23 protein-coding genes are annotated in these 21,331 nt (G+C 40.4%); 4 read left to right on the top strand and 19 right to left on the bottom strand.

Translation table 11 applies throughout. The annotated features are described in order from the left end of the window. Positions 1-148 precede the first annotated feature (148 nt). The 18 genes from H600_RS0100625 to H600_RS0100545 all read right to left on the bottom strand — a co-directional run bounded on the left by H600_RS0100625 (position 149) and on the right by H600_RS0100545 (position 14,122). The gene (locus H600_RS0100625) at positions 149-655 is read right to left on the bottom strand and encodes a sigma factor-like helix-turn-helix DNA-binding protein (protein ID WP_167330288.1); all 507 of its coding nucleotides are present in this window, start codon (positions 653-655) and stop codon (positions 149-151) included. Positions 656-780: 125 nt separating this feature from the next. Next, the gene (locus H600_RS21725; protein WP_051234341.1) at positions 781-1,233 is read right to left on the bottom strand and encodes a response regulator; all 453 of its coding nucleotides are present in this window, start codon (positions 1,231-1,233) and stop codon (positions 781-783) included. A 529-nt stretch (positions 1,234-1,762) separates the two neighbouring features. Further along, positions 1,763-2,203, bottom strand: coding sequence for a DUF3872 domain-containing protein (locus tag H600_RS0100615; RefSeq protein ID WP_026726971.1), 441 nt, complete (start codon positions 2,201-2,203; stop codon positions 1,763-1,765). Positions 2,204-2,213: 10 nt separating this feature from the next. Continuing rightward, the gene (locus H600_RS0100610) at positions 2,214-2,774 is read right to left on the bottom strand and encodes a conjugal transfer protein TraO (RefSeq protein WP_026726970.1); all 561 of its coding nucleotides are present in this window, start codon (positions 2,772-2,774) and stop codon (positions 2,214-2,216) included. Between the two features lie 21 nt (positions 2,775-2,795). After that, on the bottom strand, positions 2,796-3,689 hold the full coding sequence (traN, locus tag H600_RS0100605; protein ID WP_026726969.1) for a conjugative transposon protein TraN: 894 nt from the start codon (positions 3,687-3,689) through the stop codon (positions 2,796-2,798). A 23-nt stretch (positions 3,690-3,712) separates the two neighbouring features. Next, positions 3,713-5,035 carry a conjugative transposon protein TraM gene (traM, locus tag H600_RS0100600; protein WP_026726968.1) on the bottom strand — a complete coding sequence of 441 codons (1,323 nt, stop codon included), beginning with the start codon at positions 5,033-5,035 and terminating at the stop codon, positions 3,713-3,715. A gap of 12 nt (positions 5,036-5,047) precedes the next feature. Continuing rightward, entirely contained in the window at positions 5,048-5,305 is a 258-nt protein-coding gene (locus tag H600_RS22645; RefSeq protein ID WP_084157328.1) for a nitrogen regulatory IIA protein, read from the bottom strand. A 20-nt stretch (positions 5,306-5,325) separates the two neighbouring features. Beyond that, positions 5,326-5,763 carry a hypothetical protein gene (locus H600_RS0100595; protein ID WP_026726967.1) on the bottom strand — a complete coding sequence of 146 codons (438 nt, stop codon included), beginning with the start codon at positions 5,761-5,763 and terminating at the stop codon, positions 5,326-5,328. Between the two features lie 13 nt (positions 5,764-5,776). After that, positions 5,777-6,400 (bottom strand): conjugative transposon protein TraK, encoded by a 624-nt coding sequence (traK, locus tag H600_RS0100590; protein ID WP_026726966.1) that lies wholly within the window; start codon positions 6,398-6,400, stop codon positions 5,777-5,779. Positions 6,401-6,421: 21 nt separating this feature from the next. Continuing rightward, positions 6,422-7,417: a conjugative transposon protein TraJ gene (gene traJ, locus H600_RS0100585; protein WP_026726965.1), complete on the bottom strand. Its 996-nt coding sequence runs from the start codon at positions 7,415-7,417 to the stop codon at positions 6,422-6,424. A 3-nt stretch (positions 7,418-7,420) separates the two neighbouring features. Beyond that, positions 7,421-8,053: a DUF4141 domain-containing protein gene (locus H600_RS0100580; protein ID WP_026726964.1), complete on the bottom strand. Its 633-nt coding sequence runs from the start codon at positions 8,051-8,053 to the stop codon at positions 7,421-7,423. Between the two features lie 29 nt (positions 8,054-8,082). Continuing rightward, entirely contained in the window at positions 8,083-10,587 is a 2,505-nt protein-coding gene (locus H600_RS0100575) for a TraG family conjugative transposon ATPase (RefSeq protein ID WP_026726963.1), read from the bottom strand. Further along, complete coding sequence (locus H600_RS0100570; protein WP_026726962.1) at positions 10,584-10,916, bottom strand: DUF4133 domain-containing protein; 333 nt, start codon at positions 10,914-10,916, stop codon at positions 10,584-10,586. The genes H600_RS0100575 and H600_RS0100570 overlap by 4 nt, the downstream gene beginning before the upstream one ends. A gap of 12 nt (positions 10,917-10,928) precedes the next feature. Continuing rightward, the gene (locus tag H600_RS0100565; RefSeq protein ID WP_026726961.1) at positions 10,929-11,234 is read right to left on the bottom strand and encodes a DUF4134 domain-containing protein; all 306 of its coding nucleotides are present in this window, start codon (positions 11,232-11,234) and stop codon (positions 10,929-10,931) included. Between the two features lie 197 nt (positions 11,235-11,431). After that, positions 11,432-12,175, bottom strand: a complete 744-nt coding sequence (locus tag H600_RS0100560) for a hypothetical protein (RefSeq protein WP_157509859.1) — start codon at positions 12,173-12,175, stop codon at positions 11,432-11,434. A 124-nt stretch (positions 12,176-12,299) separates the two neighbouring features. After that, complete coding sequence (locus tag H600_RS0100555) at positions 12,300-12,935, bottom strand: hypothetical protein (RefSeq protein WP_026726959.1); 636 nt, start codon at positions 12,933-12,935, stop codon at positions 12,300-12,302. A 3-nt stretch (positions 12,936-12,938) separates the two neighbouring features. After that, entirely contained in the window at positions 12,939-13,343 is a 405-nt protein-coding gene (locus tag H600_RS0100550) for a DUF3408 domain-containing protein (protein ID WP_026726958.1), read from the bottom strand. An 11-nt stretch (positions 13,344-13,354) separates the two neighbouring features. Beyond that, positions 13,355-14,122: a ParA family protein gene (locus H600_RS0100545; RefSeq protein ID WP_026726957.1), complete on the bottom strand. Its 768-nt coding sequence runs from the start codon at positions 14,120-14,122 to the stop codon at positions 13,355-13,357. 698 nt (positions 14,123-14,820) lie between these two features. Here H600_RS0100545 and mobA point away from each other — a divergent pair. From mobA to mobC, 3 genes are all read left to right on the top strand, one after another. After that, the gene (mobA, locus tag H600_RS0100540) at positions 14,821-15,258 is read left to right on the top strand and encodes a conjugal transfer protein MobA (protein ID WP_026726956.1); all 438 of its coding nucleotides are present in this window, start codon (positions 14,821-14,823) and stop codon (positions 15,256-15,258) included. Between the two features lie 2 nt (positions 15,259-15,260). After that, positions 15,261-16,547 carry a conjugal transfer protein MobB gene (gene mobB / locus H600_RS0100535; RefSeq protein ID WP_026726955.1) on the top strand — a complete coding sequence of 429 codons (1,287 nt, stop codon included), beginning with the start codon at positions 15,261-15,263 and terminating at the stop codon, positions 16,545-16,547. A gap of 101 nt (positions 16,548-16,648) precedes the next feature. Further along, positions 16,649-18,643 (top strand): conjugal transfer protein MobC, encoded by a 1,995-nt coding sequence (gene mobC, locus H600_RS0100530; RefSeq protein WP_026726954.1) that lies wholly within the window; start codon positions 16,649-16,651, stop codon positions 18,641-18,643. Between the two features lie 66 nt (positions 18,644-18,709). On the opposite strand, the gene H600_RS0100525 is transcribed toward mobC, so the two are convergent. Further along, complete coding sequence (locus H600_RS0100525) at positions 18,710-19,702, bottom strand: helix-turn-helix domain-containing protein (RefSeq protein WP_026726953.1); 993 nt, start codon at positions 19,700-19,702, stop codon at positions 18,710-18,712. A 71-nt stretch (positions 19,703-19,773) separates the two neighbouring features. Here H600_RS0100525 and H600_RS21720 point away from each other — a divergent pair, with 71 nt between their 5' ends. After that, positions 19,774-21,291 carry an FAD-dependent monooxygenase gene (locus H600_RS21720; RefSeq protein ID WP_051234340.1) on the top strand — a complete coding sequence of 506 codons (1,518 nt, stop codon included), beginning with the start codon at positions 19,774-19,776 and terminating at the stop codon, positions 21,289-21,291. Positions 21,292-21,331: the final 40 nt, after the last annotated feature.

Below are 21,331 nucleotides of genomic sequence, written 5' to 3'. Positions count from 1 at the left end.
GCCATTTTATCAAACAGGCTGCGAAAATTTTATAAGGGATATGCAGTATCCCTTTTGTTATTTTAGAGGACTTCTTTTCTTTCCGTAAAAGCGGCCAAAGAAAAGCAAAAGAACGCCGCAATTCGAACAGCTTTTTATAATTGTTATCTTATTTAACTGGGACTGTTTTCCAAACAGAAAAACCCTTAAAAAGATGTTCAATGTGTTCAAACTCAATAAAAGCGATCAGTTCATTTTTACACTTCCCTTTAAATCCCCTGAAACACTGAAAATCCTTGAGGGGGATATTTGCAAGTTCTCCTATGGTAGTAATCCCTAAAGCCTCGATTATAGTGAACATTCTCTTGCTGAAAGGAAAATGGGTATCATATAGCAATTTATTCAGGTCAGTTTCAGCTTTACTTCTTCTTTTTTTAATCCGCCCTGTTTCGTATTCAAAGTCCTCTTTTAACTGCTCTAGTTTCTGTTTATAGTGGTCTATATCGTCAAGCATTTCAGTTACACACTTCACTTTTTCAAATGTCCTTTCATATAATCTACGGACACTCTCGCCGGTGACCCCGTAATTGTCACCCAACTCCTTGAGTGTCATTTTATCTATCAAAAGTTTCTGGAGTATATCATATTCCTTTTCAGAAAGTACCTTTCTGGACATTTCGATATAAAATCTATTGGTACGGTCTATCAGTGTATTAGTTAACATCATTCGTAAGATTGTAGTTAAGTGTCGTCACAAAGTATATATAGTGCCTCACATTAAATTTGTAGCGTGCACCTGAATTAAGCCAAATCGCTGTTTCCTGCTAAGTAGGTTAAGGCAGTTTTACTTATTGTCTCGCTGAAATAATACTCTCCCTGATCCAGCTTGATTACAGCTTTTTTTAGTTTTTCAGGAGCAGAACCTTTCAGTACGTAGCCCCGAACGCCAAGCCTAAGCATTTCGATTATACTTTTCTTATTGTCAAGACTGCTGAAAACCAATATCTTGATCTCTGGGTATCTTTCTGCCATCTGCTTGGCTGTCTGGTAACCATCCATAACAGGCATGCTGATATCAAGAATACAAATGTCTGGCAGTACTTCCTGCATCTGCAAACCCTCGATTGCTTCCTGACCGTTAGCAGCCTGAAGCACCACTTTAAAATTACTATATTCCAAAAAATTTTGAAGGGATATTCTAAGACCTTGATGGTCATCAATTAAGGCAATCGTAATCTGATTCTCTTTTTCCATTATTCCTTATTTAATGTTGAACAAATTATAGAAAATAAAGACCGATAATTTGTCGTCATAGGACTTTCGTCCTATATGCACTGATTAAAGATTTTATTAATACTTCAGAGTAAAAATAAAAGGTCTTTATAAATTACTTGTCGATAACTGAAAATATGTTCCTGCTTAGTTAAGTAGCCGTAATCGCCGTTCTATAAAAAATATGGCGCAGACCACTACACTTATCGGAACTGAGGCACTGGTATACCCGACCACGAATAAGCGAGCGCCCACGCCAATGGCATGAGCGTCCTTACTTATTTGTCTCGCGGTCTTTAAAAATTACCAGTTTTCAGTTACCGAGCCCTAAGCAAAAACACTAAATGAGTTTTCTATATTTTGTCCAAAGATAGTAACGTTTGTGAAGTTATCCAATGTTTCTTTAACAGAATCCGTTAATAACTGACAATAAAACAACCCGAAGATGATCTCCGGGTTGTGCTTAAAAAAATCGAAATTTTACTGTTTATATTAAACTAATATCGTACTGTTAATCGCTACTGTTAAATTCAAAACTCAATTGTTTTTCATTTCCAAAGTTATCTGAAATCCACACTTCAAAAGACTGGGAAACGGTGGAGTTTGAAGTGTAATATAGTCTGAACTGCTCCGTTGGTATCGAATATAAATCATTTGGCTGGTAGGGCGGTTCATTGTAATAACGTAATGTGCCCTGTCCGTCGAATTGAAAATAGCGAATAAAATAGTGCGTGCCCGTGTAATTACCTGTAGGCTCTATTGTTAACCTTATTTCTACGGTATCTCCATTAGCAACGTCCTTGGGTACGGGCATGACATTTACCTCAAATGGGAACTCATGCTGTATTTCCAGTTCTTCCTTATTGCAGGATAAGAGTGTGGCAGAACTTATCAGGACTGCCAGCAATACCGGCATTAATCCTATTCTCAACTTATTAAAAAATGCTGTCATCGTTTTCGTTTTAAAAATTAAATCTTAATCCCACACCTGCGGATGGGCGGAACTGCTTCAGGTCAGTACCCCACAAAACTTTTGTACGCCCTTGCAGGACTAATACAAAATGATCGGACAGGTATGTTTCAAAAGACAGCCGTCCGCCAGCACCGTAAATGAAATTGTCTTCACTTATTATTTTCGCCCCGTCAAATAAAAGCTCTTCGCCTCGATTGATACTTTCATACCCAACTACACCTGTTACGGCTGCATTGAATGTAATGTTCTTACGGGCATCACCCAGCAGGAAGAAACTGTAGCCGCCTTCTGCGGTATAGGTCTCCTGCGGAATTCGGAGGTCTTTATATTGATAATATTGGTGTGCATACTCTAAAGCCCAAAGCTGATAATTCCCGTTTTTACCATTTACGGTCATAGTCATATTAATGTAATAATCATTGCCGATTTTGTCATTGGATAATACACCTGCATTTACTTCCAGTCCCTTTTGTTTAGGCAGCATACGTTGTGCCTGTGCAATTGTGATACTCATCAAAACGAGCATTACTGTATAGATATACTTTTTCATTTTCTATTACTTAATGGATTACTAAAACTTCAGATGCATGTCGCTAATTAATCGGGCTTTTATCAAATCCGAATTTTCCACCTGAAGCGTCTGATGCCTTCCACCGTTCTTCTCAAAAATCTCAATCAGCAATACCTTATCATCGGCGATGGTAAACTGGTCCAAAAGGAATACGTTTTGTCCGACTTCTTTACCGCCAATCACACCCAGTGACTTATAACTGCGAAGCGGTACCATCGGTCTTTCCTGTATCACGGTGCGTTTGGCTATTTTCTTATCTACCACCTTGAAATTCATAAATTCAATCTGGAAAGGAACATTCGTGCGATTATCCAGTTCCGTATGGAAATAGTATTTACCGTTGTGGATGTAAATTCCTTTGAGAATAAACTGAATACCGAAACTTTTTGCCCCAATATGTTTTACAAAACGTTTGTCCTTTTTATAGATCGTTTCCAGTATCAAACCTGCCAGGGATGGCGAGTTGTTCCCCAGCTCTTCAAATAGCACATCTTGTCCGGCGGATCTATCCACCACCTTTTGCATTGCCAGAAGGTTGTAACTCAATATAGATGGGCAGGCACTATAATAGGCGTTGAAGCTGTAAAAAAGGCCGTCGTCGGTAATCACCGAAAAATTAGTTTCAGGCTCAAAGTCCTTTACCGAGGCTTTTACGCGAAGCACATTTTCTGCGTCTTCTGCTTTTCCTGCAATTATGTACTCACTTCCCAGATCCACGTAACGTATTGCGCTTGGGAAAATCAGGTGAGAAGTCTTGTCGTAGGTAACCTGCATTTCGTACGATTCTATCCTGCCCAAGGCAAGCGATGTTTTTGCAGTTTCCTGCCCAAAAGAGGTAGCGGCCAAGCCGATCATAAGGGCAGCTGCCCAAAAGGTTTTTAAATAATTTTTCATCGTTAATTTATTTTAGTTTTCTATTATTTTTTAGAGACAAGAAATACCTGATAGCCAGCTTTCAGGGTAACTTTTGGCGTTTTTACTTTTTTGGAGAAATAGCCTGAAATGCCCTGTACAACACCTCTGCTCAAATCTGCCGCAACCTGCTGTCCTGCTGATTGGGTCAGCATCAGGCTCGTTCCTGAAGTCTGGCTCATATTACCGGCCATCTCAGTAAGGGCATTCATTTCAGGAGAATACGGGACGTACAAACCCTGCTGGCCGTCAAGGTCATAAATGGTTATGTCTACAGGGATAATATTACCATCGAGTTCTATGGAAGTAACTTTCAACTGCAGGCGACCACCCTGGAATTTAGCGATTGCCGTTAAGAGCGTTCCCTGCGGGATGGTGCGGTTAGGTGTTTGGGCAGGTTCCAATAAACGCAGGCGCACGCCGCTTTCACCAATAATAGTCTGCGTTTCCTGTATGCAGGCTTTCACACTGTTTTTGGGTTGTGCAATCTGCTGTACAGATCCCGGAGTATAAAAATTCCTGTTTTTATTTGCGTTCCAATCCGCTAAAAAAGTACTATCTGAAGGCTCTCTGTACAAAGCCGAAACGGCTTTTTTTCCTGCAGGGGCGAATGCCACAAAATATTCCTTTTGCGTACTGGCAGAAGCTGTACTGCCTTTGTTGGGGGAAGCTTCACCATTATTTGTGCCTGTCGGAAGATATTTTGCAGCCATCTGATAGGACTTTTCCATGAGTGCCAGCTGGTCATCTACTGTCACGCTTTTGGGAACGTCTTTATCAGCCAGCTTTTCTTTCAGCTCATCAAGCTGTCTGCGGAGTTCTTGCGTTTCATTATTGTCATCCTTATAAAAGGAGCCTAGCGCACTTTGAGAATTGCGGTAACTGTTTAATGCCGGATTACCTGATTTTCTCGAATTATTACCGTAACCCATGCTTTGATCTTCCTGGTCAGTGAGTGTATCCTTATTGTCTTTAGATGAACTGTCCTCATTCCAGTAATCGGACAGCGTGGTCAGGGCATTACGTTTTTCCTGGTCTTTCTGTTCCAGCATTTCCTGCTCATATGCTTTTTGTTTGTCAGCCTGCATCCCGGCTTCGCTGGCCTGTGGGACGGCATCGTTAAGCCCGATATTGTCGATTTCCTTCTTGTCTGAAGACGGTTTAAATATCAGGTACATACATCCGAGAAAAACGATTCCCATAAGTATGAATATTACCGGTTTTTTAAGCTGTTCTTTGCTGCTCCTTTTATCATCGGGCAGATTGGATGCTCTGGATTGGTCAGCTTCTTCAACCAGAACGCTGACCCTTTTTTCATTTTCTTTCATAAGTCTTTTCTTTTAATTTGTTGATAATATATCCAATTGGGAGGCAGGACTTTCTTTTTTACGCACAGGGTTGTCAATATGCTCGATGACCATCCTGTTATCAGATTTTGCCGTGTCGTACCACACTTTTAAAATAACCACGGCGGTAAGCAGCAGGTACACTAAAAAAAGGCAGAGCGTATATCTTCGCTGTCTGTCTAAGGATAAGGCCCGCCAGCTTTTATCCTGCTTGTCAAACCACTTGTCAATATTTATTCTTATTGTTTTCATACTTTAAAGATTATGGGTTATCACATTCTAAACCCTCTTTTTCGCGGAGCAATCTCTTCTTTAGGTTTTTCTGACACCTGGGCAATAGCCTCCTTTATTGTCGGAACCGAACTTGCTGTAAGGTTTGTCAGTTTAGATTCCTTCATTAAATGCCCGTAACGGTCTGTTCTTTTTAAATACATTTCTGTATCCTCTAAATCGAATTTCCCGTTCTCGTATCTTACCCGCATATTGCACTCAACCTTTGGCCTGTCTTCGCCATTCCATTCGAGATAGGTAGATAAGCGGAGATAATTTGCTGATAATGGAGCATCAGTACCATTTTCCCAAGTCTCCAAAAACCCACTAAGACTATCCTTTAGTTTGCCTGGACAACTGCTCTCAGTGTGGAAATAACCGTCATATCCCTTATCTGTCAGGGTTCGTGCGAATGCATCTAAATCAAGTAAAAGTTTCATATCCCTTAATTTTTTAGCGTTCAATGACTTCTATGTCCTTATTTTCCACCACGGAAAATTTTTCGATATTGAAGCCCTGCGGGTTATTGTCCGAGCGGACGGAGTTAACCAGAAAACAGGAGGTCACAAGGTTACGTTTTGTCATATTGCTCGAACGGATGATAAACTGTTTGGCATAGGTGCGCACGGCATACGGATAATTCTCAAAATTGCAGGCTACGCTGTCAATTTCGATACGCTGCTGTACATTTCCCGATATGATACGGTTGTAATATCCTTTTTCCGAGAGGTCTTTGTAATAATCAAAAGCACTTTTATCGGCAAGATTAAATGCCCTTTTCATGTTGCTCTCAATAGCATTTTTATCCGGAGCGAGTGTAAAGAATAGTTCATGGAAGCGCCTTACGTGTTCCCTTGCTTCCACAGGACGGTTTATAGACGCGTCCTGAGCGAGTGCCAGCATGAGTGATTTGCCATTGTCCAGCACATATATTTTTTGTCTCTGCTGTTCAGCGAAACTGTAAGATCTCCATACGGCATATCCTGCAATGGCTGTGCAGAGCATGGCAAACACAATAGCATACAATCTTATCTGTCTGAAACTGTTTTCGATATTTCTTAGCGTTTTAAATTCCATTTTCTTAAATAATTAGTTGTTTTATTTGCTCATCAGCCTGCCGCCAATATTTCCTGCTGCTGAACCGGCTCCCGCTCCGGTAACATTTCCTGCTTTCATCGCTGTCTGGTTGACATTGCGTGTAAAGTTCCCAGCTCCGCCGGCCTGGATAATCCAGCCTGTTACTGTTGGAATAGTGAAGTAACCCACGATTCCGATAATCATAAATATGATATACACGGTATTTGAAGTGTCGGGAATGAATGTCGGATCAGACAGCATTTCGATGTCACGTTCCAGTATCAGTGATTGAATCCTAGCAAGCATCGAGCTAAAGAGGTCCGCTACAGGAAGCCAGAGGTAGACACTTATATATCGTGTGAACCACTGATTAAGCGTAGACTGAAAACCATCCCACACAGAAATAGCAAAGGCAATCGGGCCAAGTATGGAAAGGACGATAAGAAAAAATGTCCTGATGGTATCGATTACTAATGCCGCCGCCTGAAACAGTACTTCCAAAAGATTACGGAACCATTCTTTCATCGCTTTCTCAATCTTATACTCCTGACGATCCATGTACATACCTGCCATTGTCCCGATGTCTGAGGGCGACCAACCGAGTTCATCCAGCTTCTTGTCGAACTCTTCATCCGAAACCATATAGGCAGTTTCTGGATTTCGTACCATTGCTTCGTATTCCAATTGGTCTTTCTGCTGCTGTAGTTTGTTCAGGTCAAGCACCTGGTCTTCGAGTATAGCATACGTTCCTGTAACTATAGGACTTAGCACCGCATTAACGGTTCCAAGGACGATCGTGGGAAAAAACATGATACATAATCCCAAGGCAAAAGGCCGCAGGAGTGGAAACATATCTATAGGTTCGGCACGGCTTAAAGCCTGCCAGACCTTTAATGCTACATAGAACAGCGCGCCCAGTCCGGCCAGACCTTTAGCTACCGCTGCCATATCACCTGCAAGCGGCATCATGTCATCGTAGAGTGAACGCAGGACTTCGTGAAGATTATTCCATTCCATCCTTTACCAGTATTTTTGGTTGGAAGTCCCATAGAGCTCAAGTACACGCTTAGCGTCATTTTTCTTTTTTGCTCTCAGGTAGCTGACAGAAATATTCTTGCTGGTATAGTAGCGGACAAGACTGTGATACTCTTTGACTTCTTTATAAACGCGGTCGATAACATCCATGCGCTCTTTGTCATTTAGAGAAAGATTCGATGCGGTTACTATCTGCTTGAGTTCCTTCAGAAGTTCGGTACTCTCATTGAGCAGAGCTGAATAACCGTTTCCAATAGCCGCAAGTTCCTGCGGTGTAAAATTGGGATCGTTCATCATTTTACCGAAATTGGTAACATACATCTCCGATACGTCCCCAACGAAAAGCACGGTCTGCTGCACTTTACGGGCATCTTTCACAAGGTTGCTTACGGCTTTGAGTTTGTCGTAATACTCTTTTCCCTGATTATACACTTTCTCCACCTCCTTGAAATTTTTAACAACATTGGATACCGTAGATGAAGTCTGTACGATTTCATTAGCGCTGTTGAGGATACCTGAAGCCAGGTTCGTAGGATCTGTAACCACCCACTGGGCTTTTACTGAGGGCGCTGCGGCAAGCATAATTGCTGCATACACCATGAACATTTGTTTTTTCATTTTTCTTAAATTTAAATTGTTAATTATTATTACTGATTTGCTTTCTCGCGCCTCTGCATAGCAATATGCTTAATGGCGAGTTCCACATTGCCGTCCAATTCTGATGCGAGCTGCATCACTTCCATTTTTTCTGTTTCTTCAGTGGTATAGGCGAGGTACTCCTCAAGGCTCACTTCTGTAGCATATACTGCTGAATCCGTACCACCGAGGCCTATCCATACTTCCTTGTAAAGGCGGGAAGCATCATTATTCATATTGATAGAAAGTACCTGTGCCTTTTCCTTATCGGTTAGACCGAGCATCGCCTGAATGTCATCGAACTTGTTCATGTACTTGCGCTGGTCCAGCAGGATTTTGCAGTCGGAGTTGTTGATAATACTTTCTTTTACAATAGGAGATTGGATGATATCATCCACTTCCTGCGTAACGACTATTGCCTCGCCAAAGAATTTCCTAACCGTCTTAAAAAGATACTTTATGTATTCCGCCATTCCTTCCTTGGCAATGGCTTTCCAGGCCTCTTCAATGAGGATGAGCTTGCGGATACCTTTGAGCCTTCTCATCTTATTTATAAAGACCTCCATAATGATGATGGTCACGATGGGAAAAAGAATTTTGTGGTCTTTGATGGCATCAATCTCAAAAACGATGAATCGCTTGGAAAGCAGGTCTAACTGCTTATCGGAATTGAGCAGGTAATCATACTCTCCGCCTTTGTAATAAGGTTCCAGGACATTGAGGAAATTGGCAATATCAAAATCTTTTTCTCTAACCTGTTTTTCCTGAAGTACCTGGCGGTAATCACCCTGAACATATTCATAAAAACCATTGAAAGACGGATATACATCATCGCACTTGATACGTTCTATGTAACCGCTCACCGCATTGGACAATGCTACTTCTTCAGAACGGGTTGGCGGCTCGTCATCCCGTTTCCAAAGGGTAAGAATGAGCGTTTTGACACTTTCCCTTTTTTCAATGTCAAATACGCCATCATCTGTGTAGAAAGGGTTAAAGGCAATTGGATTGTCCTCTGTATAGGTAAAATATACCCCGTCTTCTCCTTTGGTTTTGCCTTTTATTAGCTCACATAATCCCTGATAGGAATTACCTGTATCGACCAGCAGTACGTGTGCGCCCTGCTCGTAATATTGCCTTACCATATGGTTAGTAAAAAAAGACTTGCCGCTTCCCGACGGACCCAAAATAAATTTGTTCCGGTTGGTGATAATCCCGCGCTTCATCGGCAAATCAGAAATATCCAGATGGATGGGTTTGCCAGTGAGCCTGTCTGCCATTTTGATACCGAACGGTGAAGGCGAATTGTGGTAATTCGTTTCTTCCGTGAAGAAGCACAAGGCAGGTTCAATGAAGGTATAAAAGCTTTCCTCGCTTGGAAAATCACCTGCATTTCCAGGCATTCCAGCCCAATACAGCGTAGCCACATCGGTGGTATTGTGTCGTGGCTTGCATTCCATTAGCGCCAGTGCACTCCCGCTATCATTTTTTAGCTGTTTCAGTTCTGCCGGATCATCCGACCATGCCATAATGTTGAAGTGTGCCCTAATAGAAGAAAGACCGAATGAATGTGCTTCGTTCAGGTATTTTTCTATCCACTCTTTGTTGATCTGGTTGGCACGGCTGTAACGAGCCAAAGAGTGCATATTTCTCGCTGATTTTTCAAACTTCTGAAGGCTCTCTTCGCTGTTATCCAAAAACAGGTATTGGTTGTAAATATGATTGCAGCTCAGAAGCAGTCCAATGGGTGCAGCAAATGACAGCCTGCAGTCGCTTCGGTCTGTAGAAAGTTTTTCATAACGGGTATCTGCCGAGACGGTTCCGGGCAGGTCATCAGTATCGGACAAAGTATGCAGGCACAGCCTTTTGTTTCCGATACGAACCTCTTCAGCGCCCAGTACGATATCCTGCATCGGTGTCGCGGCTTCCCTCGAAAGCGTCAGGTATTGCTCCAGCAGTCCCTGCTTTTCATCTGTACCCACAATGTCTTCTTCACTCAGGCGGTTCAGCTTGATAAGTCCGCTGTCGTTAATGATACGCTCAAACTGTGCGACGGCTTCCATAAAACGATGAATCGCTTCCTTGTCCCTGATTTCCTTTGGTATAAGCGAACCTTTGCATAGCGAAGAGAAATTGCTCTGCATGCGCATACGCTCCTTGCTCGTCTTGGTCAGGAACAGGTAGCAGTAATGGTTCAGGAATGGACGCTCATTAAAATGACGCTGGTAGGATTTAGCCAGAAAGCTCTGGTCATCCTTTGCCAAATCAGGGGAATAGTTTTCCTTGATATACCAATCCTGTTTGTGGATTACCGTAAAATCAGGCAAAGTCTTGATAGCCTTGTGCCAGGCGGAATGAATGGCTTCATATTCCGCAGATGCAACTGTAAAGAGTTCCGGCAAACGCACCTCAAAGCAGGCCGTAATATCCGCATCTTTTGACAGAATGCAGTTGTTCTCTACTGCCAAGAGTGGAAATTTATTTTCCAGCGTTGTTATCTTTGCTGTGTTTCTCATAAGGCATCGGGTTTTGTAGTGATTCTTAAGTAGCGATGTACAGGCTTGCGGCAGATGATGTACCGCGGATGTCTTTTATTCGCGCCCACTTTCATAAGTCCGTGCTCACCGTACTTTTTATTTAGGGAGAAAGTCTGCCAAACGATAAGAGAAGCACCGCCCGCTCCCAGAAACAGGCAGATGAAGGAGTTAACCCCAGCCATGTATAGTATCATGACCAGGATAAGGGTCCCGAGCAGTCCGCCTGCAAAAATGAAAAGGTATTGTGCTTTCAGCCCCTTAAACTCTACGGTTCTCCCAATGCCCTTGTTGATGTTATAATTACTCATAAGACTGTGGGATTAAAGGAAGAATGAGCGCAGGATGGTTGCAGCAACAATTAAGAAGATGCAGGCACCGAACCAGCTTGCTGCCGTCTTACTGGTGTCGGGATCTCCGCTGCTGAATTTGTTATACACCTTCACACCTCCTATAAGGCCTACCACTGCTCCGATGGCATAAATTAGCTGTGTGGCGGGATCGAAATATGAGGTTACCATCTGCGTGGCTTCATTGATACCCGCCGTACCATTGCCCTGTGCCAGCGCACCGAAACCTGTCAGCATTGCCACTGCTGCCAACAGGATTTTTTTTGTTTGTTTTTCCATGATTAAAAACTTTAATTGTTTCTGATTTCCCGCACTTTGCGGGCGTTCAGTACAAAGATGTTATGGAAATCAAGGCGCCATAACAATATGGCAGTCAGTGGAATTACTTGGCTAACTTTGGCATTATTGCAGATGTTTAAGCATAAAAAAACGCCAGACTTCTTTACTGTCTGGCGTTCTGTTCTCGGAGTTCCGACTTACATTTTTCGTCCTTTAGGTTTGCTTATATCCGGTTGTGCAAGCAGCTGTTTTTCGTTGGCTTTTTGGTGGTTCTTTTCGGTTTTGAGGTTGCTTTCAATCAAATCAGGAAGAAAGGTTTTTTTCCACGGAATAGGCTTCGCCGTAAACTTTAATTTCAAACCGTGCTTTGCAAGTCCTTGCGTAAGTTCAAATCCGTGTTGCCTGTTCCATCCAATTCTGTCAAGCAATCTTTCAGAGGGAAACTGCACAGCTATTAAATCTTTGGGAAGCTCCTTGATATTCTGATAGTCGGGCTCCTGGAATTCGTGGGTGTTAGGATTATAAGGTATGGTATAGGTTCTTTTGTCTTCATCGTAGTAGTTTTCGATATTCGAGAGCACAATACCTTTAGAAAGGAAATCATCTTTTGGTCGTAGCATATCCATTCGGATATCAACGTAGAATGTATGTCCTGCAATATCTACCGTTGGCAATATTCCTTTGTTTACACGCAGATCAAAAGTTTTTTGATCTACCATTAGCTCAAAATCAGATTTGCCCTTTACCTCTTCTGGTGCATAATTATATCGGGCAGCCATTCCTTGCGGATCAAGTGCCACAAATTCAGAAATCTTAACTGTTATATATTCACGGTCAAACATAGATGGAAGATTTTTATTTTTCAGGCTGTAGTCAAAAGTATAACCATCTCCTACATCACGCATATTTTCAAATGCAATGATATTTGTCGGGTCAGCCATTTCCCTGAGTTCAAGCTTGGATACATCTACAATAAAGTCGGTACCTTCAATATTTATAACTGGCAGCTCTCTTTCCATGATATTCTGTGTTTTTTATTAAAAAATAAAGGGGAGTATTGCCCTTTCAAACAAACTCCCCAATATCAAACTCCCCCAAATTATTTTTCCGCAAAGTGGAAGAACCGGAATCAGGTTCAGAGAGACTGCTGTCCAACAGCATGGCTATTTTTCTTGAAGCACCCTCTATAGAATTTTCCAGCAGGCTGAATAATTCAGTACCCTGTATTTTTTGAACTATTACAATTGCCGTTTCTTTTTGGGCCTGCTCCAATTTTTCTTTTTGGAGTAACACCCCTACGGAGCTCAGTTCATCATAGGTAACCCCTTGGGCAAGACTGTCATCACCTGCGGATATTCCATACCTGTTCCATTCTTCTTCTTCCTCTTCAAAATCAGGCATATTACTGAAAACTTCGTCCAGCTCTTCCTGCGGAATTTGAATACCTACGTTTTCATTTTTGTCGTATTCAATGTCTAAATTATAGGGATTTATCTCTGTTTCCTCAATTTGGCTCTCAGTGGCATTGTTTGGAATTGAAAGGCTTCTTACAGGCTTGGGCTGACCCATAATATCCGGCAGGTTTGGGTTAACTTTTTCCTGTTTCGGCTGCTGTTGCTCCGACCTTTTCTTAATGACAATCTTGTCCTGCAAAAGCAGGACAATGATTATCAGCAGGCATATCACAATTACATTTTCCATAGCTTATAAAATGGGTTTAAAACGTTCGTTGAAATAATCAGTAATATCATCCCCAAACTCCTTAAAGTGATGTTCAAGGATGTTGTCAATATATGAGTACAGTGTTGTCTTTTCTTCCCTCGTTAATTGCACAATGCGGATTAACCTTTCGTGATATTCGGGACGTATGTAAACAACCTTTCCATTACGACCTGAAGGAAACCGATTGACCATAAATATCTCCTCATAATCCACCTTCTTCGAAGAAGCAGTGCGGACTTTTTCTTTTGGTTTTGGTTCCTTTAGTATTTCTTTTTGCTGATTAGCTTCGGGTACAGTAGAAGACTTATTACCACTCATGATGTTCATGATTAACTCCTCATCAACAGCAGGTTTATCAAAGTCTTTTCTTCTTTTATCTATGGACATCCTTAAGTGTTTTAGAGATTAACAATTTTTAAAAACTCCTCGACAAACAAATCTATTCTAGTTGCTTTCATAAGCTGTGGTTCGGCAGGTAGCAAACTTGACCGAAATACACTGTTAAGTGTATCATCCGTTTCTTTCCTAAAACGTTTACTATCCATTATTTTTGAGGTCATTACAGATAAATCAAGCTCGTTAATAACACTTTGATAAGCCTCGTATATTCCTGTCTTTTCCCGACCGTCTACCTGGTTCCAAAACATCCACATTTTTTGATCCTTATTACTCTGATCTGTTTCGGGTAAACCAAGGAATGCTTTAGTAAAGCTCAATGTACTTTCCATAACTAGACGGTCAGCACTGATTGGAGAAAAAATAAAATCCATTGTTCTTAAAGTAGTAAGCACACCTTTTGTATTGGCTGTACCCGGAAGGTCAAAAAAAATTATATCAGGCTCTATTGCAGATTCATTTACATATTCCAAAGCCTTTGATAAGGCATCCTCCGCTTTACAACTGATAATAGGATATGCCTTTTTATTGATACTTTGATACAACTTCATTGCAGCTCTTTTATGGTAGTCATTCTGCATAATCGTTTTCAAATCTCTTTCTCTCATATTGGCTAAACTGTGTTGCGGAAAATCACAATCCATTACAAGTACATTAAATCCTAAACGATAATGCAATACACTTGAAAGTAGTGCAGTCATAGTAGATTTTCCAACACCGCCCTTAGGCGTTGAAAAACTGATTTTTAAGGTTTTCATTTTTGTTTCCATTTTTTGAATATTTATTGTTACACATTTTATTTGTTTGGTAGGTTTGAATATTGGTGTATTTGAATAGTACCTACTTTCCGGAAACCTGTATTCCCTTTTTGAAAATTTCCTTGATTGTTGTTTGCTTTCATTACAGTTTGGTGAGTTATAATTTTTAGCAAATGGTAAGCGTTGCAATCGGTAAACTGCTTTACCACTTTTATGCTTTTACATTTTTAAAGTTTTACGCTTTTAAAACCTTATGCTTTTATTCCAAAATATCTGTATCCAAATACTCCTTTCTTATTTACCTGTACGCATTTTTTATAACCTGCATTAAAACCATAAAGCAAATAAAGCAATTGAATTAACTCCTTATTGATGTGTGGTAGTGTTTGGCAATCAAAGGCAGAGTTTGTCTGGTGATTACATTACAATATTCTTGCAGACAGATCTTTACTTTGTAAAATGATATTTATTAACAGATTTATGCGAAGCATCTTGACAGAAAGGAAACTAAACAGAACGGCATCGAGCCGTTTTTCCCTGTTACACTTAATCCGTCCCGAAGGGCGGATTTTTGTGTTCAACGGAACACGGCAAGTTGTGTTTTGAGGCACTCGAAACCGAGTTCGTGCCTCAAAACAACTTGCCCTGCCGGGAGCTGAAAAACACCTTCCGAAGTCAGGGTTTTGTGTAAGTATTAAAATGGACAGGTTATGGACGAAAACAATAACAACAAACGCAATAAGGGTGGACGTTCGCCAAAAGACGACCCAAGCATCCACCGCCACGTATTTCGACTGACGGATGAAGAAAATTCCAAACTTTTATCGCTTTTTGAAACATCGGGAATGCCCAATAAAGCAAAATTTATCATTTCGCTGCTTTTCAGCAAGGAGATGAAATCGGTTAAAATTGACAAAGGGACAGTTGATTTTTATATGCGATTGACTTCATTTCACAGCCAGTTTCGATCGGTAGGTGTAAATTATAACCAGATTGTAAAGCTGTTGTACCGTCATTTTTCCGAGAAAAAGGCGGCAGCTTTTCTCTATAAATTGGAAAAACAGACTGCTGAGATGGCGCTATTATGCCAAAAAATCATTCAGATAACCGAAGAATTTGAAGCAAAATATGTGAAAAAAAATCCTTAGAAATGATAGCAAAAATCGGAAGAAGCGGAAATTTATACGGGGCATTGGCATACAATCAGCTAAAAGTAGAGAATGAAAACGGGCAGATTTTGTTTGGCAATAAGATGATTGAAACCACAAGCGGTCATTATTCCGTTGCGCAATTAGCTCAATCTTTTGCCCCTTATCTAATAGCCAATCGCAATACCGAGAAACATACTTTGCATATTTCGCTCAATCCTGACCCGAAAGATAAAGTAAGTGATGACAGGTACAGGGAAATGGCGGAAGAATATATGAGGGAAATGGGTTACGGCGAACAGCCTTTTGTGGTATTCAAGCATACCGATATTGACCGTAGCCATATTCATATTGTATCGGTTTGCGTGGACGAAGAGGGTAAAAAAATTTCGGACAAATTCGAGAAAATGCGGTCTATGAATGTGTGCCGTGAACTCGAAAGGAAACACGGGTTGATACCTGCAACGGATAAAGAGCACAAGCAGAACGGCAAAATTTTCCGTCCGGTAAATTACAAAGCTGGAGATGTAAAAAGCCAAATTGCTTCAGTAGTTCGTCACTTCCCGAATTATTACAAGTTTCAAACTTTGGGTGAATATAATGCCTTGCTTTCCCTGTTCAATATTACCACCGAAAAGGTAGAGGGCGAATTGCAGGGGCAGCTACGGCAGGGTTTATTATACATTCCTTTAAATGAGAAAGGCGAAAGAGCCGGGCATCCCTTTAAGGCTTCGTTGTTTGGTAAAGATGCAGGGCTTCCGGCTTTGGAGCTGCATTTTGCGAAATGCAAAACAGATTTGAAAGAACACCCAGCCCAAAAGACATTACAATCAGCCGTTACCATTGCCCTGAAATCAACAACTGATGAACTGGCTTTTAAAAAACAGTTAGTGGAACAGGGCATTAACGTAGTAGTGAGGAGGAACGATGCAGGGCGCATTTACGGAATGACGTTTATAGACCATAATTCTAAATCGGTTTGGAACGGTTCACGGTTAGCAAAGGAACTTTCTGCCAACACCTTTAATGACTATTGGAATAATAACATCAAACCGGAGATTAAAGAGCCAGTAGAATTGCAACCGAAAGTATCTACATCAAATGATGCAGATCTTCCTGCGGAAGAACCACATCATTTGTTCGACTTCCTGAATACGGAAAAACACGAAGACGGTTTGATTGAAGCATTGGGCGGCTTGCTTCCCGAAGCACAGGGCGAAGATTACGAGGAACAGGATTTTGCCAATAAAATGAAGAAGAAAAGAAAACGCCAAAGAGGTCAGCGATAACAATCAGCCAAATACTGCCACGCACCGCCAATGCCTGCCACATTTTTATAGCCAGTCTTCATAGCCCATAAATTCCCTCCCGAACATTAAAAATCAAAATAATGCAGGGAGAAGACGATTTAAGAGGTTTAGCCAAAATAATGGCTTTTATGAGGGCTGTGAGTATCCTTTTGGTACTGATGCACCTTTATTGGTTCTGCTACGGTTTCTTTAAGGAACGTGGCTGGACATTGGAAATAATCAACAAAATATTAGGCAACTTCGATAGAACAGCAGGTTTATTTTCACATACCTTATATACTAAAGCCTTTGCTTTGGTATTGCTTGCTTTAAGTTGTCTAGGAACGAAAGGCGTAAAGAATGAGAAGATAACCTGGTCTAAAATTTACGCGGCTTTGGGCGTTGGTTTTGTGCTGTTCTTTCTGAACGCACCGTTGTTAAAGCTATCTCCGGTAATAGGCACATTTCTGTATATCCTTACTATCTCGTTAGGTTATATCGCCTTGCTGATGGCAGGTGTATGGATGAGCCGTTTGCTTCGTACCAATTTAATGGAAGATGTTTTCAACAACGAGAACGAAAGTTTTCAGCAGGAAACTAAACTGATGGAAAACGAATATTCTGTCAATCTTCCTACCAAGTTTTATTATAAAAATAAATGGAATCACGGCTGGATAAATATTGTCAATCCTTTTCGTGCAACGATTGTTTTGGGGACTCCGGGTTCCGGAAAATCTTATGCGATTGTAAATAATTATATCAAACAGCAGATTGAAAAAGGCTTTTCAATGTACATCTACGATTTTAAATTTGATGACCTTTCTACCATTGCTTACAACCATTTGCTAAAACATACAGATAAGTACAAAGTTCTGCCAAAATTTTATGTTATAAATTTTGACGACCCAAGAAAGAGCCACCGTTGCAATCCATTAAATCCTGATTTTATGACGGATATTTCCGATGCCTACGAAGCTGCTTATACCATTATGCTGAACCTCAATCGAAGCTGGATACAGAAGCAAGGGGATTTTTTCGTGGAAAGCCCAATTATCCTATTGGCGGCAATTATTTGGTATCTGAAAATCTATGATGATGGTAAGTATTGTACGTTCCCGCACGCTATTGAATTGCTGAATAAAAAGTATTCAGACGTATTTACAATTCTGACATCATACCCCGATTTGGAAAATTATTTGTCGCCGTTTATGGATGCTTGGCAAGGTGGAGCGCAAGACCAATTGCAGGGACAGATAGCATCGGCAAAAATTCCTTTGTCAAGAATGATTAGCCCGCAATTGTATTGGGTAATGACCGGGGATGATTTTACGCTCGACATCAACAATCCCAAAGAACCTAAAATTTTGTGCGTAGGTAACAATCCCGACCGCCAAAATATCTACTCCGCAGCATTGGGTTTATACAATTCGAGAATTGTAAAGCTCATCAACAAAAAAGGGCAATTAAAGAGTTCGGTTATCATAGATGAGCTGCCCACAATTTATTTTAGGGGGCTGGACAATCTAATAGCAACTGCGAGAAGTAATAAGGTAGCGGTATGTTTGGGCTTTCAGGATTTTTCGCAATTAATCCGTGATTATGGTGACAAAGAAGCAAAGGTAATTCAGAATACTGTTGGTAATATATTCAGTGGACAGGTTGTGGGCGAAACGGCAAAAAGCCTTTCGGAACGTTTCGGTAAAGTATTGCAGAAACGCCAAAGTATGACCATCAACCGCAGCGATAAATCTACTTCCATATCCACGCAGTTAGACAGCCTTATCCCGGCTTCCAAAATTTCAACGCTTACACAGGGTATGTTCGTGGGTTCCGTGTCAGATAACTTTGACGAGCGTATTGAGCAAAAAATCTTTCATGCTGAAATCGTGGTGGATAATGACAAGGTAGCAGCCGAAACCAAAGCCTATCAAAACATACCGGATATTTTATCTTTTGTTGATGAACACGGAGAAGACAAAATGAAACAGCAAATTGAAAGCAACTATCGTCAGATAAAGTTGGATATTCTGAATATTGTTGAAAGCGAAATAGAGCGTATCAAAAATGACCCGAACTTACAGCATTTGGTGAAATAAGAATAGATACAGAATGTAAATAGCGTTTTTTAAAATAAATAGAGTGTTGTGTTCAGTAAGCTTTGTTTAATTTATTTTACTATACTTTTTAGGCTTCATTCCAATATGTTTTTCAAAAAGACGGCTAAAGTGGCTAAGGTTTGAAAAACCAAACTGATAGCCTACTTCCGAAACGGATAGTTTTTCTTCACGAAGTAAAAATGCCGCTTTCTGCATTCTCAATTTTTGATAATAATTGTAAATGCTATCCCCAAAAATTTGCTTGAAGATTTTTCCCAACTTACTTACACTCATGTTGGCCTTTGTCGCTAAAATATCTAATTTTGGAGGCTCATTTATATTGTCCAACATTTCTTCCCGCAATTTATAAACCGCTTTTATATCTTTTGGATGAATGGAGTATTTCGGTAATTCATCACGTTGTAGTAAGTTTTCAAAAAACAAATAAATTAATTCCTCTGCTTTTATTTTATAGTAAAAGTTTGCAAGAGGATGCGAAATCGCTATTTCGAAAATATCAGCAGCTACCGATTGTATTTTTGGTGAAACAAACTCTTCATACAAATAGGATTGCTCTTTTTGTATTACTAATTCCGTCAGTCGGGCATTATTATCTTTTTCCAACAACTGCCTTAAAAAATTGACTTCAATGCGTATAATAATATTACTTGTTTCAAATAAGTTCGGCACTTCAATGTCTAATGCCACATCAGCAGTAGATACCTGAACAGAAGGCATAAATTTAAAAGATGATTTTTTTTGCGCATTCTGTTTTCCCCCTATTACATTCCTAAAACTAAAAATCAACGTGCTTTTACTATCGTTATGCTTACTTCGTTTTATGAGAAGACTTTTTTTTAGCTCATAATGCTGAAGCATAATGCTGAGCTGAGGCAAAGGCGCTATCATTTTCAAATAGCCTGTTCCCAAACTTTCAGGAAAGTTCAAGTAACCGTTTTTATCAGTCAAACCACCCGACTTTTTGATGTATTCAGGTAGGTTGTTTATCTCAATTGCTTTTTCCATTTCAATATAAATACCATATTGGACTATTTTCATATCAAAAATAACTATTTTATTCGTATGTAACTCATGAAATTTGCAACGTAAATCATTTAAACAAAATAAAAATGGACAGTATAGAAAAGTTATACGATGTAATCGTAGCAGGTGCAGGACCTACAGGTTTGATGTTGGCTTGCGAATTAAAACTGATGGGAGTAAATGTTACAATAGTAGAACGCAGAGCTCAAGGTACTACGGGAGAATCCCGTGCTCCTGGCATTAATGCCAGATCAATGGAGAATTTTAGAATGAGAGGCATGGCAGAAGAGTTTGAAAAACATGGAAATCCTCTGAAGGCAGTTCTTTTTTCGGGCATGCTAATGATGCCCAAGGCATTAGATCCTGATTTTCCGGATGCATTAATACTACCCCAACATCAAACAGAACGAATTTTGACAAAGCGGGCAACCGAATTAGGAGTAGATATTCATTGGGCTACCGAATTAATTTATTTTACTCAAGATGAAAATCAAGCAAATGTTTTTGTTCAGCAAAATGGAGATATAAAACAGTTAAGCGCCAAATATCTTGCAGGTTGCGACGGCGGAAACAGTGTAGTTAGAAGATTATGTGGTGAAAGTTTTACAGGAGAAGACCCGATTTCTCATTGGATTGTAGCGGATGTTCTGTTGAACACTCCGCCTGCAGAAAATGAAAGATTTGGCCGTAACCTTAAAATAGGAACTTATCAGGTTTCAAATGTTGAAGAAGATTGGTTTAGAGTAAGTCTGATGAAAGTTACACCGCCGATAGACAGAAGCCAACCTGTTACTTTAGAAGAATTGCGGCAGGCTATGATAGAAGGAATTGGTACAGATTTCGGGTTGCGTTCCGCCCGTTGGATGTCAAGATTTGGCGATGGTTTTAGACAAGTAAAAAAATATCGTTACAGGCGTGTATTCCTCCTTGGCGATGCCGCACATACACATTCACCTATTGGTGGTCAGGGTTTAAATCTTGGTGTTCAGGATGCGGTGAATTTAGGCTGGAAATTGGGCATGGTTGCCACAGGCAAAGCTTCTGTTTCTTTACTCGATAGTTTTGAAGAAGAGCGACATCCGGTAGGTGCCAAAGTACTTCAAATGGCCAAAGCACAAACTGCACTTATCAAACCGGGTGCACAAATAGAAGCCCTGAGAGAGATTGTAAATACGATGGTGGAAGTACCCGAAGTAACACTTCATTTATCTAGAATATTAAGTGGTTTGGGTATTCGATATGATTGGGGAGAAGGATTTCACACAATGCTAGGACAAAGGATACCTAATATAAAATTATTAATAAATGGTGTAGAAAAAGATTTGTTTTCTCTCATGCACAAAGCAAGACCATTGTTGCTGAATTTTAATGAAGAAAACAATTTAGAAATTCCCTATGCATATCAGTCAAGCATTGATATTATTAAGGCAGTTCCAATAGTGAAAGGAAATAGTTCTGTATGGAACTTACCTGCAATCGGAGAAGTGCCTGCTATCAATAGTGTTTTCATAAGACCAGACGGATTTGTGGCCTGGGTTCAAACGGCAGAAGAACAGTTTAACAGCGAAAGACTAAATGAAGCTATAAATAAATGGTTGAAGTAAAAGATAAAACATAACAAACACCAGATGGCAGAAAGCCACT

This window comes from Flavobacterium denitrificans DSM 15936 (genome assembly GCF_000425445.1).
Classification (GTDB): domain Bacteria; phylum Bacteroidota; class Bacteroidia; order Flavobacteriales; family Flavobacteriaceae; genus Flavobacterium; species Flavobacterium denitrificans.
The sequence above is the reverse complement of the archived record's forward strand: the minus strand, read 5'-3'. Positions and strand labels throughout refer to the sequence as shown.